The sequence below is a fragment of the Paenarthrobacter nicotinovorans genome (genome assembly GCF_021919345.1).
In the GTDB taxonomy this organism is placed as follows: domain Bacteria; phylum Actinomycetota; class Actinomycetes; order Actinomycetales; family Micrococcaceae; genus Arthrobacter; species Arthrobacter nicotinovorans.
Genome location: NZ_CP089293.1, coordinates 3,629,501 through 3,645,432, shown reverse-complemented (window position 1 = coordinate 3,645,432; position 15,932 = coordinate 3,629,501). Strand labels below are relative to the sequence as shown.

The following is a 15,932-nucleotide window of genomic DNA, read 5'->3' as shown; positions in this document are numbered from 1 at the left end:
TTAGCAGTTTGGATTCGGGGGAAGCTGGGGGCGGGTCACGGTGCCGGATGGCCCACTTTGACCACCAGCGTCTCCCGGGGCTGGAGCTCGCTGCCGTCCGGGCCCAGGGGGCGAAGCTGCGGCACCGGCTGACCCGTGGCCGGGGTGACCAAGACGGAGTGGCGTTCGTTGGTGCCGAAGGCGTTCCGCTCGCCCCATTGCCGGAGGCTGAGGATCAGCGTGAAGAGGTCGAGCCCGGCACTTGTGAGTTCGTACTCGCTCCGTGTTCCTCGATCGTTGGGAATCCGGGCGAGGATCCCCCTGTCCACTAGGAGTCGCAGGCGGTCCGAGAGGATGTTCTTGGCCACGCCCAGGGACTTCTGGAACTCCGAGAACCGCCGTTTGCCGTCCAGTGAGTCCCGGATGATCAGCAAGGTCCACTTATCGCCTACCAAGTCAGCCGCCCTGGCGACGGGGCACTCGGGGTCTGTCCAGTCCATGTCGATTGGTTGCAACATGAAACCATTCTGCCATAGGATCATATGGTTGCATATTGAAACCATCTAGCGGGAGGCGCTCTATGAGGAACGGCATTCAGACAAGCACCCCGGCGGGACTGGGCCGTCGTCACTTGCTGTTGCTCGCCGTCGTCGCCGGGTTCATGGTGTCGAACCTCTACTACGGACAACCCCTGCTTGAACGCATCGGAGCGGATGTGGGAATTCCTGTTGCCGGCGTGGGCTGGGTGGTGGCGTCGGCCCAGGCCGGGTATCTCCTCGGCCTGGTCCTCGTGGTGCCGCTGGGTGACTTGGTGAACCGCCGGGCACTCATCGCCTTGCAGATCGGGGCCACCTCGGCAGGAGCCACGGCCGTAGCCCTGGCGTCCTCCCCGGCTGCCCTTCTCGTCGGCTTCTTGCTCCTGGGCCTGGCATCGTCCGTCGTGCAGACCATCGTGGCGTTCACCGCCGCCTCAAGCACCCCCGCGCAAAGGGGAGGAAACATCGGAACCGTCACTGCCGGCGTCGTGAGTGGCATCATCCTGGCGCGGACAGTGGCGGGAGGCATGACGGATCTCTGGGGTTGGCGCTCGGTCTACGTCCTCGCGGCCGGAGCTGGGGCGGTCCTCGCCGTCGCGGTCTTCCGTGCCCTGCCGTCCGACAACCGCGACCGGGGAGAGGTGCGCTACTGGCGGCCCGTTTGCTCCGTCGTCGTGCTGACCCGGAACAATCCCGTATTCCGCACCCGGGCCCTGATTACCATGCTGCTCTTTGCGTCCTTCGGCGTGCTGTGGAGCGGTATGTCGCTGCTCCTGGGCAGCCCGGCCTGGAACCTGCCTCCGGGTGCTATCGGGCTCTTCGGGCTGGCCGGGCTCGTGGGGATACTGGCGGCGTCCAAAGCCGGTGCTGCGGCGGACCGTGGCTGGGGGCAGCGCGTCACAGGGGTGAGTTTGGCGGCGCTCCTGGGTTCATGGCTCGCCTTGTCCATGGGAAGTTGGTCGCTGCTGTGGTTCATCGCCGGAATCATCGTCCTCGACGCCGCTGTCCAGGCTGTCCACGTCAGCAGCCAGACCATGATCGTGGCCGGGGCTGAAGAGTCAGCCAGCAGCATTATTGGGAGCTACATGGTGTTCTATTCAGTAGGCAGCGCGGCTGGGGCTGCGGCTGTAGCGCCGGTGTTTGACGCCTGGGGCTGGGCTGGAGCCAGCGTGCTCGGGGCGGTCTTCGTATTGCTTGCGCTCGCGGTGTGGGGTGCGGACAGGGTCCGGCACGCCAAGAAGCCGGCGGGCTTGGTTCGCAACAGCCAAGGTTAGGCGGAGACTAGCTAGGTGAAATAGGGAGTGCTCGGCTGGCCAAGTTCCTCAGAGAACCGGTCAGTACGTTGCTGCCTTTGACTTGCACGACACAGGTCGTATCGTCTGCCGAGGTGCGTGACAGGACCTCAAGCTTAGTCCCGTATCGACTGAACGCGTTGTCGGTATACACCTCAGCTTGGGCTCTGCAGTCCGTTTCAGCCAGTCCAGGATCCGGATTGGAATACACGATCTCGGCCGTGTGCGGCTGATCACAGCTCACGTCGCGTTGTGAGAACCGGTCAGAACACCGTCTCAGGACGGCATGATCCCGACCTGAGAGTCCGTCTTTTATCCTTACTCCCAGCCCGTCCGGCAATGCTACGAGGCAGCCGACCCCTTCTACCGTCTTCGGCTGTAGGTCGACCCGGAGGGTGTCCAATGGTGCTGCACCTCCTGCATAGGACATCAGTGCATCCTGGGTGCAGGGGCCTTCCGCTGAAATCAACTCTGCTGAGTGTGCCCTGTCGCAAGATACCGGGTTCCAGGAATCGTCCAGGCAGGGCCCAGCAGGGCTGGTGGATGCGCTTGGGCCTGGTACTGGAGATTCCCGGCTTTCCGCCACAATGCTGGATGATGCTGAACTTTGCGGCGAAAGGTTATTTGCGCCGAGCCCCCATGAAGGCCCAAAAAACTGCAATACGAACGTCGCAACTGCCACCACAAGGGCTCCAATAGTTGCCAGCGCTGCCCAAGTCGCCAAATTCGGGCGCGGAAGCCCGCTCTTCTTACTGCTGTTGGGCGACCGTTCAGGCGGGGTGGGGATGTTCATGAGGTCAGTCGAGGGTGACGTCAGAAACCACAGCCAGGATGGACTTTGAATCCTGATTTGGCGTCTTATCCAGTGACAGTTCGATCTTCAACGCATTGACATTCTTTGCCGGGACTGAGATTTCCTGGATGGTGTTGAACGGCACTTTCCTGACATCCAATTGCTTGCCGTTACCCACAACCCTGACAACGAGTATTTTGTCCGAAGACTTGGAATCGTTGGCTTGACCGACGTTGAAAGACAAAGTGTCGAAGTTGTTCGCCAGCCGGAGCTCAAGCATCTGGGCATCGCCGTAGCCGCTGATGGTAGTGGCGATACCGCTGACTCCCGATTTATCCGCGACATCGAATCGGTTCTCCGTCCAATTGCTTTCAGGCTCGAAGAAGTTGGACAGTGACAAACTCGAACCTGCCTTCTCCGTGGAAACTGCACCGGAGGAAGCCGAAGCGCCGGAAGAGCTGGAAGGCGTTGCTCGCGCCGAAGACGAGGTTTTGGATGGTGTTGGGTCGCTGCTTGAGGAACTTGCTGAGGAAGGGGACGAAGAATTTGTTGCGCTGGGGCTGGAAGCAGCCGGGTTTGACGAGCTGGGCGCAGCCGGAGCGGCGGCGGGGGGCGCTGAACATGATGAAGTTGCAATGGCCGCCGCAAGGAGAAAGACAGCTTTCAGACCCACGTTATGTTTTTTCAAAAGATCCCCGATTCTTTCAGCATGCGGCACGGAATCAGGCTTACGCCCATCTTGGTCCCGCTCGCGTATGGCATTCCCCGAACTAAGGCCATGATGCCATCCGACCGGTAAAACCCTCGATATTCTGCGAATTATGTCGATGGTGCATACCGCTCAAACAGACCAGTCGATTGCTGAACCAAACCCTGATCAGCCTGAACCTCGGCATAGCGGTTCGCTCCGCCCAGCATGCTGGGGCAGAATGACCTCAACCAGCTGAAGGAGTTCGCCATGCCAGACATTCTGACGTCCAGGTTCCTGTTCGGTCCCGGTCCGAGCAATTGCTACCCCGAAGCCATGGCCGCGTTGGCGTACCCCGTACTGGGTCATCTCGACCCTGTGTTCATCGAGCGCCTCGACCACACTTGCGAGGGACTCCGAACCGTCTGGGGCACCTCCAACGCGCGTACTCTTCCGTTGAGTGCCACCGGTTCAGGCGGGATGGAAGCAGCCTTCGTGAACACAGTGTCCGACGGCGACGTGGCAGTCATCGCTGTCAACGGACTATTCGGGGTGCGCATGTGCGAGGTCGCCCGGCGCTGCGGGGCAACGGTTGTTCGCGTGGATCACGAGTGGGGCCAGCCGGTGGACGCCGACCGCGTTCTCTCAGCGCACCCCAATCCCAAGGTCATCGCCGCGGTTCACGCCGAGACCTCCGTGGGTGTGCTCTCCGACATCGCTGCCCTCGGTGCGGGCAAGGGCGACGCCCTGCTCATCACCGACGCAGTCACCTCCATCGGCGGACTGGAGCTGTTGGCAGACGACTGGGGGATCGACGTCGGATACGCCGGAACCCAGAAGTGCCTCGGCGTTCCGCCGGGCCTCTCGCCGTTCACTGTGTCCGACCGCGCCTTCGAACGCCGTGTCAAGGACCCCCGCTCCTGGTACCTCGACATTGGCCTGCTCGGCGGTTACGTTGGCGCGGCGAGCGGAGCCCGGACGTACCACCACACTGCGCCGGTCACGATGATCGCAGGCCTCGAAGCCGCGCTGGACCGCATCCTGGCGGAGGGCCTGGACGTTGTGCAGGCGCGGCACCGGGCGGCGGGCGCCGCTTTGCAGGACGGGTTGCAGGAAATGGGGCTCGAGCTGTTTGCCGCCGAGGGCTCCCGACTGCCGAGCCTCACCACGGTCAAAGTGCCCGACGGCGTCAACTCGGCTGCCGTCCGCGCCTACCTCCTGGAGAACTTCAGCATGGAGATCGGCTCGGGGGTTGGGGAGTTTGCGGATACGGTGTGGCGCATCGGCATGATGGGCCCGAACGCCAACAGTGCCTCGGTGACCCTGGTGCTCGGTGCGCTGAAGGAAGCGATCGCCAAGGCCTGACGCTCGCTCACATCCCGCGTGTTTGGTCCTGACGCTTGCTCACATCCCGCGTGTTTGGTCCTGACGCTTGCTCACATTCCTCGGGTTTGGTCCTGACGCTTGCTCACATCCCGCGGGTTTGAATCCGACGCTTGCTCACATCCCGCGTGTTTGAATCCGACGCTTGCTCACGTTCCGCGTGTTTGGTCCTGACGCTTGCTCACATCCCGCGTGTTTGAACTCGACGTCTGCTCGTCTTCCGGGCCGTGCTGCGGTTACCTGGACACCCGGTTCACTGGAACGCTCGACGGCGGATCCTCCGAGCGCTTCCACGCTGCGTTGCGCTTGGCGAAGGGTCAAGAAAACGCGTTGCGGCTCAAAAGCCGAGGTTGTGACGGAGGGTTGGGTTGAAGCACTTGGGTTGTGAGTAAGCGTTGGGTTGAGGCGCCCGGGTTGTGAGTAAGCGTTGGGTTGAGGCGCCCGGGTTGTGAGTAAGCGTTGGGTTGAAGCACTTGGGTGTGAGGAAGGGTTGGGTTGAAGCACTTGGGATGTGAGTAAGGGTTGGGTTGAAGCACTTGGGATGTGAGCAAGGGTCAGGTGTTGCGGGTCAGGATCCAGGTGTTCGTGCCGTCCTGGCGCTCGAACGTCACCGTCGTCACCAAAGCTTCGATCAGCGCCAGCCCACGTCCGGACTCTGCCTCCGCATCGGGCATCGAGGCCTGCATGTCGTCGGCGAACGGTTCCCGGGCATTAAAGGCACTCACCCGGGCAATGAGTCGGGCCGGGCGGACGCTGATGTCGACGTCGATCTCCACCGGCTTCTCAGCCACAGGAAGGGCGTGCTGGACGATGTTCGCCGCTGCTTCGATCACGGCGGTGGCGAACGTCATCCTGTCCATGTCGGGCACAAAGGAGGCGTCGTCCCACAGGGAGTCGAGCTCGTTATGGATGGCTTCGATGGCGTCTTCGTTGGAGGGCCCGTGGTATCCTCGCCGGGCGAGTACGTCAGTCATCGCCGAACGCGGCTTCGGCCGTGGGGTAGGCAGTGAGGACGCGATCCATGTTGGTCAGTTCCAGGACCATTTTGACCTGCGGTTGAACGGCCGCGATCCGAAGGTCACCACCGGCCTGGCGTGCAGCTTTGAGGCAGCCAATGAGCGCCCCCAGGCCCGAGGAATCCATGAAGTCCGTTTCGGCCAGGTTGACCACGACGCGGCTGGACCCGCCGGCCACCACCTCATTCACTACCTCACGCAGCTTGGGCGCGGCCACCATGTTCAGCCGGCCCACGCTCTTCACCTCCGCGTAGGAGTCCTTGACCTCATAGCTAAACGGCATCTGCTTTCCTTTCCTCCGGGCGTTCCGGCCCACCATGCTCGGGCCCATTTTCAGGCACAAAACCCTTGTACAAAACTGCCTTGACCAGCACGCTCAGGACCACGAGGTCGAACGCCACCCAGGCCACGTTCACCAGTGTCCCCAGAGGCTCGGACATTCCGGCGAGCAACCGGATTAGGCCGACAATCAACGCAACAGTCAGCAGCACAGCCACGATGATCTGCGGGCGGATGAGGCTCCAACTCGGGCCGCCGCTCTGCCGCGCCTTGGGGGTGACCGCGAACCCAAGGGGACGGCCGAACCAAACGTTGCGGGCCGCCGTCGTGCAGGCCTTGATCCAGGTGGGGAACAGCGCGAGGCTGTATTGCTGCCCCCGCCAGGTGGGAATCCCGTGCCCGGCCACCAGGAACAGCAACTGGTTCACCACCATGAACGGGATGAAGCGGATGAAGAAGTCGTAGCTCAAGCTGCTGACCGGAAGGATGCCCAGCGTCAGGTAGATGATGGGCGCGGCGAAGTAGATAACGGCCGCGAAGCCGCTCAGGTAGCTCCACATGGTGGAGAAGTACATGAGCCGTTGGCCCCACGACAGACGACGCTGCACCAGGGGGTTCTCGCGGAGCAGGACCTGGATGGTGCCTTGGGCCCAGCGGAGGCGTTGGGTCAGCATGGTCTTGATGTCCTCGGGCGCCAGTCCGTTGGCCAGGATTTCGTGGTGGTACACGCTCTTCCAGCCCAGGCCGTGCAGGCGCATTGCGGTGGCCATGTCCTCGGTGACCGAGATGGTGGCCAGGGGCATGATCGGCTGGGCTTCGTCGGTGCGTTCCACCGAGATGGCGTCCAGGACGGCGTGGACGGACTCGAGCGCACCCAGAGGGGACCAGTCGCGCCCTGACATACGGTCGACGGCGTCACTCGCCACGGTGGTGACGCCCGACTCACCGACGTGGGCCAGTTCCATCGCGGCGATTTCTTCGAGGTCGGATTGGAGCGCGGAGAAGTCGGCGGCCACGAGGGTTCGGACGGCGTCGTCCACTTTGCGGCGGACCCGGTAGGTGATCTCGCTCAGGGATGCTCCGGCTTCGAGTTCCTTCTGGGCGGATTCCGTGGCGGCCTCAACCTCGTTCAGCATCTGCTCCACCAGCGGGTTCTCATCCTCAGCAGAGCGACGCGCCTTCTTGATGGCGGTCCGGGACGCTGCGAGGGCGCGGCGGACGCTCTTCTCCGTGGCCTTCACGTAGCCCACCAGGCCCAGCTGCATGAGCGCTTCCCTGCGCAGGATCGCGTTGGAGCCGCAGAAGAACGCGGCGTTCCAGCCGTCCTTGCCCTGCTGGATGGGGCCGTAGAACAGGGGTGCCTGGCTGCCCAGGGGATCGTCGGCGGGGACGTTGATGAAGTACTGCGGGGTCTGGACCAGGGCCACGCGGTCGTCGTTGAAGTAGCCCAGCGTCTTGTCCAGGATGTCCGGCTCGGGGATCTGGTCGGCGTCGAGGATCAACAGGTACTCGCCCGAGGTGATCATGAGCGCGTTGTTCAGGTTGCCGGCTTTGGCGTGCCGCGGCATGTCGGGCGTCCAGTCCGCGCCGCGCGTCACGTAGCCGATCCCGTGCGATTCGGCGAGTTGGCGCATCTCGGGGCGATCGCCGTCGTCGAGGATCCAGGTGCTGTGCGGCCAGGTGATCTTCTTGGCGGCCAGGGCTGTCGTCAGCACAAGGTCCAGGGGTTCGTTGTACGTGGTGATGAAGACGTCCACTGTGGCCGTGTCCGGGGCCGGGGGCGGCGGTTTGCGGAACTTGATATTCCAGACCGTCAGGCCGAACAACATCACGTCAATCAGGCTGTACGTCTCTGCAATCACCAGCGGGACGGCGATCCACCACGCCTCCCAATTGAGCGACGCCATCCAGCGCCACGCCACATAGTTGACGCCCAGAATCACTGTCAGGACAACGATCAACCGAGTCCAGAATCGTGTCACATTCCCCCCTTTTGCGGCTTTAGTGCGTAGCGTCAGGTCTGCGGCGGACGACGACGGCGGTCACGTCGTCTTCGGCTGTTGCCGCGGGTGCCAGCTCCAGCAGGGCGGCGCACACTTCGTCCGAGGTAGTCCCGGTACGCGCGGCTTTCTCGACGTTCCGCAGGAAGTCCTCCAGGGAGTCGTGGGCGTCCAGCACACCATCGCTGACGATCACCAGGGAATCTCCCGGCTCCAGGTCCAGCTCCGAAGCCGGCCAGTGCTGTCCGTCCAGGATGCCGACGGGCGGACCGGCGGAGATGAGCCTCTGTGCCGCCCCCTCAGCCGGAATGTGCAGCGCGAGTCCGTGGCCGGCGTCGATATAGCTGAGCTTCCCGGACGCGCTGTCCAGGCGGGCATGGAACATCGTGGCGAACGAGCCCGACTGGTCGAGGTCGGCGGCGATGGTGAGGCTGGCGGAACCGAAGGCGTCATCAATGGCGGGCGTGTCAGCGACGGACCGCATCACGGCACGGACGGTGGCTGCGATCAGGGCGGCGCCCATTCCCTTGCCCATGGCGTCGGCGAAGGTCAGGTGCATGCCGTCGCGGGTCTGGTACCAGTCGTAGAAGTCCCCGCCAACGCTGCGCGTCGGACGGAAGGCGCCGGCGACGTCGTATCCGTCCAGCCGGACTGTTTCGCGCGGGAGGAGGCTTTGCTGCACAACTGCCGCGCGCTCGAGTTCGTCGCTTTGGCGCGGATCTTCGGCGGGAGCAGCGGGCGTGCGGGCCCGACGGAACAGCGCGCGGATGCGGGCTTGGAGTTCTTTGGGGCTGAAGGGCTTGTTGATGTAGTCATCCGCGCCGGTGTCCAAGCCGTTGAGGCGGTCAATTTCGTCGGCCCGGGCGGTGAGCATCAGGACGTAGGCATCCGAGAATTCGCGGAGGCGGCGGCAAACCTCCATGCCGTCGATGTCGGGGAGGTTGATGTCCAGGGTCACCAGTTCGGCGTTGGTCCTGCGGACGGCCTCGACGCCGGAAAGACCGTCGGGTGCCTCGGTCACCACGAAGTCGAGCTGCTCGAGGACGAGTACGAGGAGGCCGCGGATGTCGGCGTCATCTTCGACGACGACAGCATGGCGAGGGGGCGAGGTTGAGACCATGGCTCCATTAACTAATGATGCTGGGTATTTGTCACGTTTAGTCATGACATATGTAACGCCCGCTCATATGGGTGAGCGGGCGTTACAGGATTTGTTCAGTTATCTGCCCGAGGGTTTCGCTCAAGCACGCGGGATGTGAGCGAGCGTCGGGTTCAAGCACGCGGGATGTGAGCGAGGGTTAGACGCCCAGCTCTTCCTTGAGCGCCTGGACGTGGCCCTGCGCAGAAACCTGGTACTGGGTGAGCTTCACAGTGCCTTCGCCGTCGAGGACAACGGTGGAGCGGACCAGGCCTTCGACGATTTCGCCGTCAACCAGCTTCTCGCCCCAGGCGCCGTAGGCCAGTGCAACCTTGTGGTCTTCGTCAGAGAGCAGGGGGAAGGTCAATGCGAATTCGCCGGTGAACTTGGCGAGGGCCTCGGGGCCGTCCGGGGAGATCCCGATGACGTCGTAGCCGTTGCCCTGCAGGCTGGCGAGGTTGTCGCGGAAGTCGCAGGCCTCGGTGGTGCAGCCGGGGGTGGCCGCCTTCGGGTAGAAGTACACAATGACGTTGCGTCCGCGGTAGTCGGACAGCGAGACCTTGGTGCCGTCGGCGTCGAGCAGCGCAAAGTCAGGTGCTTGCGTTCCGACGAGGAGTTTCTGGGTCATGGCGATCCTTTACGTTTCACCGGCAAACGGCCGGCATTGGTCATTCAAAAAACGGATTGTCTAGAAGACAGAACAGCGAACTTAGATGCTGTATTCCGCAGGTCCGCGCACTGTGGCATAGGGCCCTGGCACGAACTGGTAGCCGCCACCACGGACGGTGGCGACGGTGTGTCGGGCGGAGCCTAGCTTCCGCCGCACCCTTCCAACATAAACGTCGATCGAGCGAAATGCCGCGCCGGGAAGGTCAAATGACTCCAGGAAACGTTGCAATTCTTCACGACTGATGGCCCGTGAGCAGTTCACCACGAGGTAGCGGAGCAGCTTGTATTCCATGCCAGTAAAGGCCACGGGCTCGCCGTCCAGCAGCACTACTTCAGCGGCGAGGTCCACCGCAAGTTGGCTGCGGCGGCTCGCCAACGTTACGGGCTCGACGGCGGTGCTGCCGCCCGCTGAGGCGCCGTCGCCGCCGTCGGAACCTGTCGTGGAACGGGCCTCCGCGAGGGCATCGGCGAGCGAAAGTGTGCTGTTGGTACCGGCGTCGGCGGCTTCCTGCGGAGTGCCGCCCCAGGAAGTGTCGCCGACGCCGGAGTGCTGTGCCCCGATGGCGGGCCAGATGCGGACTTCCGCCTCCGGGGCAAGTTTCATGGCGCGGGCCAGCACAAGTCGTGCTGCCCGCTCCCAGACTTCAGGATCGATCTCGTCGCCCTCGGCCGGGTTGACCCAAAGTGCCAGGCCGCGCGCGTTCAAGCCGGGCCGCCGCGCGGAAGAACCGCGCGACGGGGGCGGCCCGTAGGCATTGACTGCCATGGCGCTGGACCCTAAACGTTGCCGCGGCGGAGCAGCTTGCCGCCGGGGTTCTGGCCGTCGATCGGGGTGCCGCGCAGGTACGTCTTGCGGACGACGCCGGCCAGCGGACGGCCGTCGTACGGCGTGATCGGGTTCTTGTGCTTGAGCTTGGTGACGTCCACGACGAAGGCCTCGTCCGGAGCGAAGATGGAGAAGTCGGCGTCGTAGCCCAGGGCGAGCTGGCCCTTGTTGTGCAGGCGGGCCAGGGCGGCGGGCTTCTCAGCCATCCACGAGACGACCTGTTCCAGCGGGATGCCGCGGTGGCGGGCTTCGGTCCAGATCAGGGACAGGCCAAGCTGAAGCGAGGAAACGCCGCCCCAGGCCACTGCGAAGTCGCCGTTTTCCAGGTCCTTGAGGTCCAGTGTGGAGGGGGAGTGGTCCGAGACGATGCAGTCGATGGTGCCGTCCTGCAGGCCCTTCCAGAGGAGCTCGCGGTTGGAGGCCTCGCGGATGGGTGGGCAGCACTTGTAGGCCGTGGCGCCGTCGGGGATTTCTTCGGCCATGAGCGTCAGGTAGTGCGGGCAGGTCTCAACGGTGAGGTTGACGCCGTCGCGCTTTGCCGAAGCGATCATGGGAAGCGCGTCGGAGGAGGAGAGGTGCAGGATGTGGGCGCGGGCGCCGGTCCAGCGGGCGCGTTCGATGACCTCGGCGATGGCCTTGTTCTCGGCGCCGCGGGGACGGGAGGCCAGGAAGGTCTCGTAGTGGTCGCCGCCCGGGTGCGGGGCGCGGTCGATCGCGTGGGAGTCCTCGGCGTGGACGATCATGAGGGAGTCGAAGGACTTGAGTTCCTTCATGTCCTCTTCCATCTCGTCCGCGTCCAGGTGCGGGAATTCGTCCACGCCGGAGTGAAGGAGGAAGCACTTGAAGCCGAAGACGCCTTCGTCGTGCAGCGGGCGGAGGTCGGCCTTGTTGCCGGGGATGGCACCGCCCCAGAAGCCGACGTCCACGAACGCCTGGTCCTTGGCGACAACGCGCTTCTGTTCCAGGCCGTCCACGGTGGTGGTGGGCGGGATGCTGTTCAGCGGCATGTCGATGATGGTGGTCACGCCGCCGGCTGCTGCTGCACGGGTGGCGGAGGCGAAGCCTTCCCACTCGGTGCGGCCGGGCTCGTTGACGTGGACGTGGGTGTCCACCAGGCCGGGGATGAGGGTTTCGTCGTCTGCGAGTTCGATGACCTCGTCGCCCGTCAGGCCGTTGCCCAAGGGTTCGATGGCGACGATGACGCCGTCGCGGATGCCAACTTCGCGGGCTGCGAGGCCGGCGGTGGTCAGGATGCGCTGGCCCCGGATAACGAGGTCATAGGCGCCGATTGCTTCAGACATTGAGGTACTCCTTGTTTTCGGTCCGTTCCGCCAGGTACACGCCTATGTGCTTCCCTAATTGTTCAAGCAACGGACCTGCTTCAGCGATACATTTTTGGACATCTTTTTCCAGATCGGTCAGTGCGTGGACCGTGTGGAAGCCGGCATCCGTGAGTTGTTCCCGGCTCAGGGTACTCCGGCCGCACACTGCGATCACGGGAACCCCGGCCCTTTGTGCCGCCCGCGAGACACCCATGGGCGTCTTGCCGAGCAGGCTTTGCTCGTCCAGGCTGCCTTCTCCGGTGATCACCAGGTCGGCGCCCTTGAGCCTGCGCTCGAGTTCAGTGAATTCAAGCACGACGTCGATGCCCGGCCGCCGCTCTGCCTTCAGTGCCGCGATGGCAATGTAGCCAACGCCGCCTGCGGCTCCAGCGCCTTCTGCCTTGGCGGCGTACTTGGCATGGTGTCCGGTGGTGGCTGCGAGGACGTCGACGAAGTGGCTTGCTGCGGCATCCAGTTCGGTGACGTCGTCCGGCGTCGCGCCTTTTTGCGGACCGAAGATGGCTGGGGCTCCGCTGGCCCCCAGAAGGGGATTGTCGACGTCGGACGCCAACACGAACTCCGTTGCCTCGACGCGGACGTCGAAGTTGGAGAAGTCGATGCTGTTCAGCTGTGCCAAGGCGGCACCGCCGCCGGGGAGCTCGTTGCCGTTCTCGTCCAGGAAGACGGCGCCGAGGCCCTGCAGGACTCCCGCGCCGGCGTCGGTGTTGGCGCTGCCTCCGACACCCAGAATGATCTTGCGGCAGCCGAGGTCCAGCGCGGCGCGGATGAGTTCGCCCGTGCCGATGCTGGTGGCTGTCTTGGCCGTCTGGGACGTGGGGCCGTCCGGGAGGAGGGCGAGACCGGAAGCTGCCGCCATTTCGATGACAGCTTCCTGGTCCCGCACCGCGAAGTCGGCTTTCACAGGCTCGCCGAGCGGGCCGGTGACGGTGGTGGTCCGGCGGGTGAAGCCGGAGCCGATGGCGGCGTCGATGGTTCCTTCGCCGCCGTCGGCCACCGGAATGCGTGTTGCTTCAATGCCGTGGCCGAACCCCGCCAGCAGGCCTGTTGCCAGGTGCTCGGCGACGTCGGGCGCGGACAGCGAGCCCTTGAATTTGTCCGGGGCGATGACAACACGCATTCCGGTGCCTCCTTCCTTTACTTACTTACGCTTTGGCCAGGATCGCGGTGGGTGCGTCCGCCGCGGTTTCTGCCAGCTCTTCGAACTCGTTCACGCCGTTGATCTCAACGCCCATGGAGATGTTGGTGATCTTTTCCAGGATCACTTCAACAACCACGGGAACCTTGAACTCGCCCATCAGTGCCTTGGCCTTGTCGAAAGCGGCGGGTAGATCGTTGGGATCCTCAACGCGGATGGCCTTGACGCCCAAGCCCTCGGCAACCTTGATGTGGTCAACGCCGTAGCCGTTTGTCTCCGGGCTGTTGATGTTTTCGAAAGCCAGGGAAACGTTCTGTTCCATGTTGAAGCCGCGCTGGCTCTGACGGATCAGGCCCAGGTAGCTGTTGTTCACCACAACGTGGATGTACGGCAGGTTGAACTGTGCGCCGACGGCCAGTTCCTCGATCATGAACTGGAAGTCGTAGTCACCGGACAGGGCAACAACTGTGGCATCCGGGGTGCCCCTCACTACGCCGAGTGCTGCCGGAGCGGTCCAACCCAGCGGGCCGGCCTGGCCGGCGTTGATCCACTTGCGGGCACCGAACACGTGCAGCATCTGCGCGCCGGCGATCTGCGACAGGCCAATGGTGGACACGTAGGTGGTGTCGCGGCCGAAGGCCTTGTTCATCTCCTGGTACACGCGCTGCGGCTTGATGGGCACGTTGTCGAAGTTGGTCTTGCGGTGCAGGGAACCCTTGCGCTCCTGGCACTCGGCAACCCAAACCGAGTAGTCCGGCAGGGACTTAGCTGCCTGACGCTCGCGAGCCAGCTCCAACAGACCGTCCAGCGCCGCACCGGCGTCGGACGCAATGCCCAAGTCCGGAGAGAACACGCGACCGATCTGCGTCGGCTCGATGTCGATGTGCACGAACTTACGGCCGGCCGTGTAGGTGTCCAGGCCGCCGGTGTGTCGGTTGGCCCAACGGTTGCCGATGCCAATGACGAAGTCGCTCTGCAGGAAGGTCTCGTTGCCGTAGCGGTGCGAGGTCTGCAGGCCAACCATGCCGGCCATCAGCTGGTGGTCGTCCGGGATGGCGCCCCAACCCATCAGGGTGGGGATTACGGGAACGTTCAGGATCTCGGCCAGCTCAACCAGCTGGGCCGAAGCGCCGGCGTTGATGATGCCGCCACCGGCAACGATCAGCGGGTGCTTGGCTGCGGTCAGCAGGTCCAGTGCCTTTTCGAGCTGCTTGCGGGAGGCCTTTGGCTTCTCCACGGGCAGGGGCTCGTAGGCGTCGATGTCGAACTCGATCTCGGCCATCTGAACGTCGATGGGCAGGTCCAGCAGGACCGGGCCCGGGCGACCCGAGCGCATCAGCTGGAACGCCTTCTGGAACGCGCCGGGAACCTGGCCCGGCTCCAGGATGGTCATGGCGAACTTGGTCAACGGCTTGGCGATGGACTCGATGTCCACAGCCTGGAAGTCTTCCTTGTGCAGCTTGGCAACGGGTGCCTGGCCGGTGATGCAGAGGATCGGGATGGAATCAGCCTGGGCTGCGTACAGTCCGGTGATCATGTCCGTGCCAGCGGGGCCCGACGTGCCGATGCAGATGCCGATGTTGCCATCAGCGGCGCGGCTGTAGCCGTCAGCCATGTGGCTGGCGCCTTCGACGTGGCGGGCCAGCGTGTGCCGGATGCCGCCGTGGGCACGCATTGCTGAGTAGAAGGGGTTGATCGCTGCGCCGGGCAGACCGAAAGCTTCGGTTGCGCCTTCCTTTTCCAGGATGGCGACTGCCGCATCAACGGTGCGCATCTTTGCCATGGTGTACTCCTTGAAGTCTGTTTTTGGGTGTGCTGAAGCGAGTTTGTGTACAGATAACGCCTTCTAGAAGGTGTTTTCCGGGCGTTAGCTGTACACAAACTCTTTGCCGTGGGGGCTGGTTACTTCCGGCCGCTGAGCTGGAGGACCTGCTTGAAGAGGCCCGAGTGGTCGAGGCCGCCGTCGCCCTGGCTGACGGTTGCGGCGACGAGCTGGGCGACGACGGCGCCGAGCGGGACAGCGACGTTGGCTTCGCGGGCTGCGGAGGTGACGATGCCGAGGTCCTTGTGGTGGAGGGCCAGGCGGAAGCCGGGGTCGAAGTTACGGTCGAGCATCTTCTGACCCTTCTGCTCGAGGACCTTGGAGCCGGCCAAGCCGCCGCCGAGGACCTTCAGTGCTGCGTCGGTGTCTACGCCGTAGGCCTCAAGGAAGGCGATGGCCTCGCCGAGGACCTGGATGTTGACGGCTACGATCAGCTGGTTGGCTGCCTTGACGGTCTGGCCGGAGCCGGACGGGCCGACGTGGACGATGGTCTTGCCCACTGCGTTGAGGACATCCTGTGCTGCCTCGAAGTCCTCCGCGGAGCCGCCGACCATGATGGACAGGACGGCGTCGATGGCGCCCTGCTCGCCACCGGATACGGGAGCGTCGAGCGGGCGGATGCCTGCTGCGACTGCGTCGTCCGAGAGACGCTTGGCGACGTCCGGGCGGATGCTGGACGCGTCGATCCAGATGGTGCCCTTCTTCGCGTTGGCGAAGACGCCGTCCTTGCCGCTGACTACACCCTCAACATCGGGGGAGTCCGGGACCATGGTGATGACGACGTCGGCGTCCTTGACTGCGTCCGCGATGCTGGTGGCACCCTGGCCGCCCTCGGAGACGAGCTTGTCGATCTTGTTCTGGCTGCGGTTGAAACCGGTGACCGTGTGGCCGGCCTTGACGAGGTTGATGGCCATGGGGAGGCCCATGATTCCGAGTCCGATGACTGCAACGTTGCTCATTGTGGTTCTCTTTCTGAAAGTCTTTGTTTTAACTCGTGCGGGCTATTTGGTGAACACCGCGCTTTGGTGAGTGC

The 15,932-nt window shown here is 63.9% G+C and carries 14 protein-coding genes and 1 pseudogene; 2 read left to right on the top strand and 13 right to left on the bottom strand.

Features of this window, described 5'->3' with window-relative positions:
- Positions 1-35: 35 nt before the first annotated feature.
- Entirely contained in the window at positions 36-497 is a 462-nt protein-coding gene (locus tag JMY29_RS16880) for a winged helix-turn-helix transcriptional regulator (RefSeq protein ID WP_189076689.1), read from the bottom strand.
- Positions 498-559: 62 nt separating this feature from the next.
- Between JMY29_RS16880 and JMY29_RS16875 the strand changes: the two genes are divergently transcribed.
- The gene (locus tag JMY29_RS16875; RefSeq protein ID WP_189076688.1) at positions 560-1,789 is read left to right on the top strand and encodes an MFS transporter; all 1,230 of its coding nucleotides are present in this window, start codon (positions 560-562) and stop codon (positions 1,787-1,789) included.
- Between the two features lie 815 nt (positions 1,790-2,604).
- Here the strand turns inward: JMY29_RS16875 and JMY29_RS16870 are convergent.
- Together JMY29_RS16870 and JMY29_RS16865 are read right to left on the bottom strand one after the other, a co-directional pair.
- Positions 2,605-3,000: a hypothetical protein gene (locus tag JMY29_RS16870; RefSeq protein ID WP_055972591.1), complete on the bottom strand. Its 396-nt coding sequence runs from the start codon at positions 2,998-3,000 to the stop codon at positions 2,605-2,607.
- Positions 2,972-3,223, bottom strand: coding sequence for a hypothetical protein (locus tag JMY29_RS16865; protein ID WP_189076687.1), 252 nt, complete (start codon positions 3,221-3,223; stop codon positions 2,972-2,974). The genes JMY29_RS16870 and JMY29_RS16865 overlap by 29 nt, the downstream gene beginning before the upstream one ends.
- A gap of 335 nt (positions 3,224-3,558) precedes the next feature.
- Here JMY29_RS16865 and JMY29_RS16860 point away from each other — a divergent pair, with 335 nt between their 5' ends.
- On the top strand, positions 3,559-4,653 hold the full coding sequence (locus JMY29_RS16860; protein ID WP_026267297.1) for a pyridoxal-phosphate-dependent aminotransferase family protein: 1,095 nt from the start codon (positions 3,559-3,561) through the stop codon (positions 4,651-4,653).
- A 572-nt stretch (positions 4,654-5,225) separates the two neighbouring features.
- On the opposite strand, the gene JMY29_RS16855 is transcribed toward JMY29_RS16860, so the two are convergent.
- The 10 genes and pseudogenes from JMY29_RS16855 to JMY29_RS16810 all read right to left on the bottom strand — a co-directional run.
- Entirely contained in the window at positions 5,226-5,645 is a 420-nt protein-coding gene (locus JMY29_RS16855) for an ATP-binding protein (RefSeq protein WP_018778727.1), read from the bottom strand.
- Positions 5,638-5,970: an STAS domain-containing protein gene (locus tag JMY29_RS16850; RefSeq protein WP_018778728.1), complete on the bottom strand. Its 333-nt coding sequence runs from the start codon at positions 5,968-5,970 to the stop codon at positions 5,638-5,640. Before JMY29_RS16850 ends, JMY29_RS16855 begins: the two co-directional genes overlap by 8 nt.
- Positions 5,960-7,948: a glycosyltransferase family 2 protein gene (locus JMY29_RS16845; protein ID WP_189076686.1), complete on the bottom strand. Its 1,989-nt coding sequence runs from the start codon at positions 7,946-7,948 to the stop codon at positions 5,960-5,962. Before JMY29_RS16845 ends, JMY29_RS16850 begins: the two co-directional genes overlap by 11 nt.
- A 19-nt stretch (positions 7,949-7,967) precedes the next feature.
- On the bottom strand, positions 7,968-9,086 hold the full coding sequence (locus JMY29_RS16840) for a PP2C family protein-serine/threonine phosphatase (RefSeq protein WP_110505498.1): 1,119 nt from the start codon (positions 9,084-9,086) through the stop codon (positions 7,968-7,970).
- A 178-nt stretch (positions 9,087-9,264) separates the two neighbouring features.
- The gene (gene bcp, locus JMY29_RS16835) at positions 9,265-9,732 is read right to left on the bottom strand and encodes a thioredoxin-dependent thiol peroxidase (protein ID WP_018778731.1); all 468 of its coding nucleotides are present in this window, start codon (positions 9,730-9,732) and stop codon (positions 9,265-9,267) included.
- A gap of 81 nt (positions 9,733-9,813) precedes the next feature.
- Positions 9,814-10,539, bottom strand: a complete 726-nt coding sequence (locus tag JMY29_RS16830; protein ID WP_189076685.1) for a winged helix-turn-helix domain-containing protein — start codon at positions 10,537-10,539, stop codon at positions 9,814-9,816.
- 11 nt (positions 10,540-10,550) lie between these two features.
- Positions 10,551-11,900, bottom strand: a complete 1,350-nt coding sequence (gene allB, locus JMY29_RS16825) for an allantoinase AllB (RefSeq protein WP_064722769.1) — start codon at positions 11,898-11,900, stop codon at positions 10,551-10,553.
- Complete coding sequence (locus JMY29_RS16820; RefSeq protein WP_189076684.1) at positions 11,893-13,059, bottom strand: glycerate kinase; 1,167 nt, start codon at positions 13,057-13,059, stop codon at positions 11,893-11,895. The genes allB and JMY29_RS16820 overlap by 8 nt, the downstream gene beginning before the upstream one ends.
- A gap of 25 nt (positions 13,060-13,084) precedes the next feature.
- Entirely contained in the window at positions 13,085-14,860 is a 1,776-nt protein-coding gene (gene gcl / locus JMY29_RS16815) for a glyoxylate carboligase (protein ID WP_189076683.1), read from the bottom strand.
- Between the two features lie 119 nt (positions 14,861-14,979).
- A pseudogene (locus JMY29_RS16810) lies at positions 14,980-15,864 on the bottom strand (2-hydroxy-3-oxopropionate reductase); the annotation flags it as partial.
- Positions 15,865-15,932: the final 68 nt, after the last annotated feature.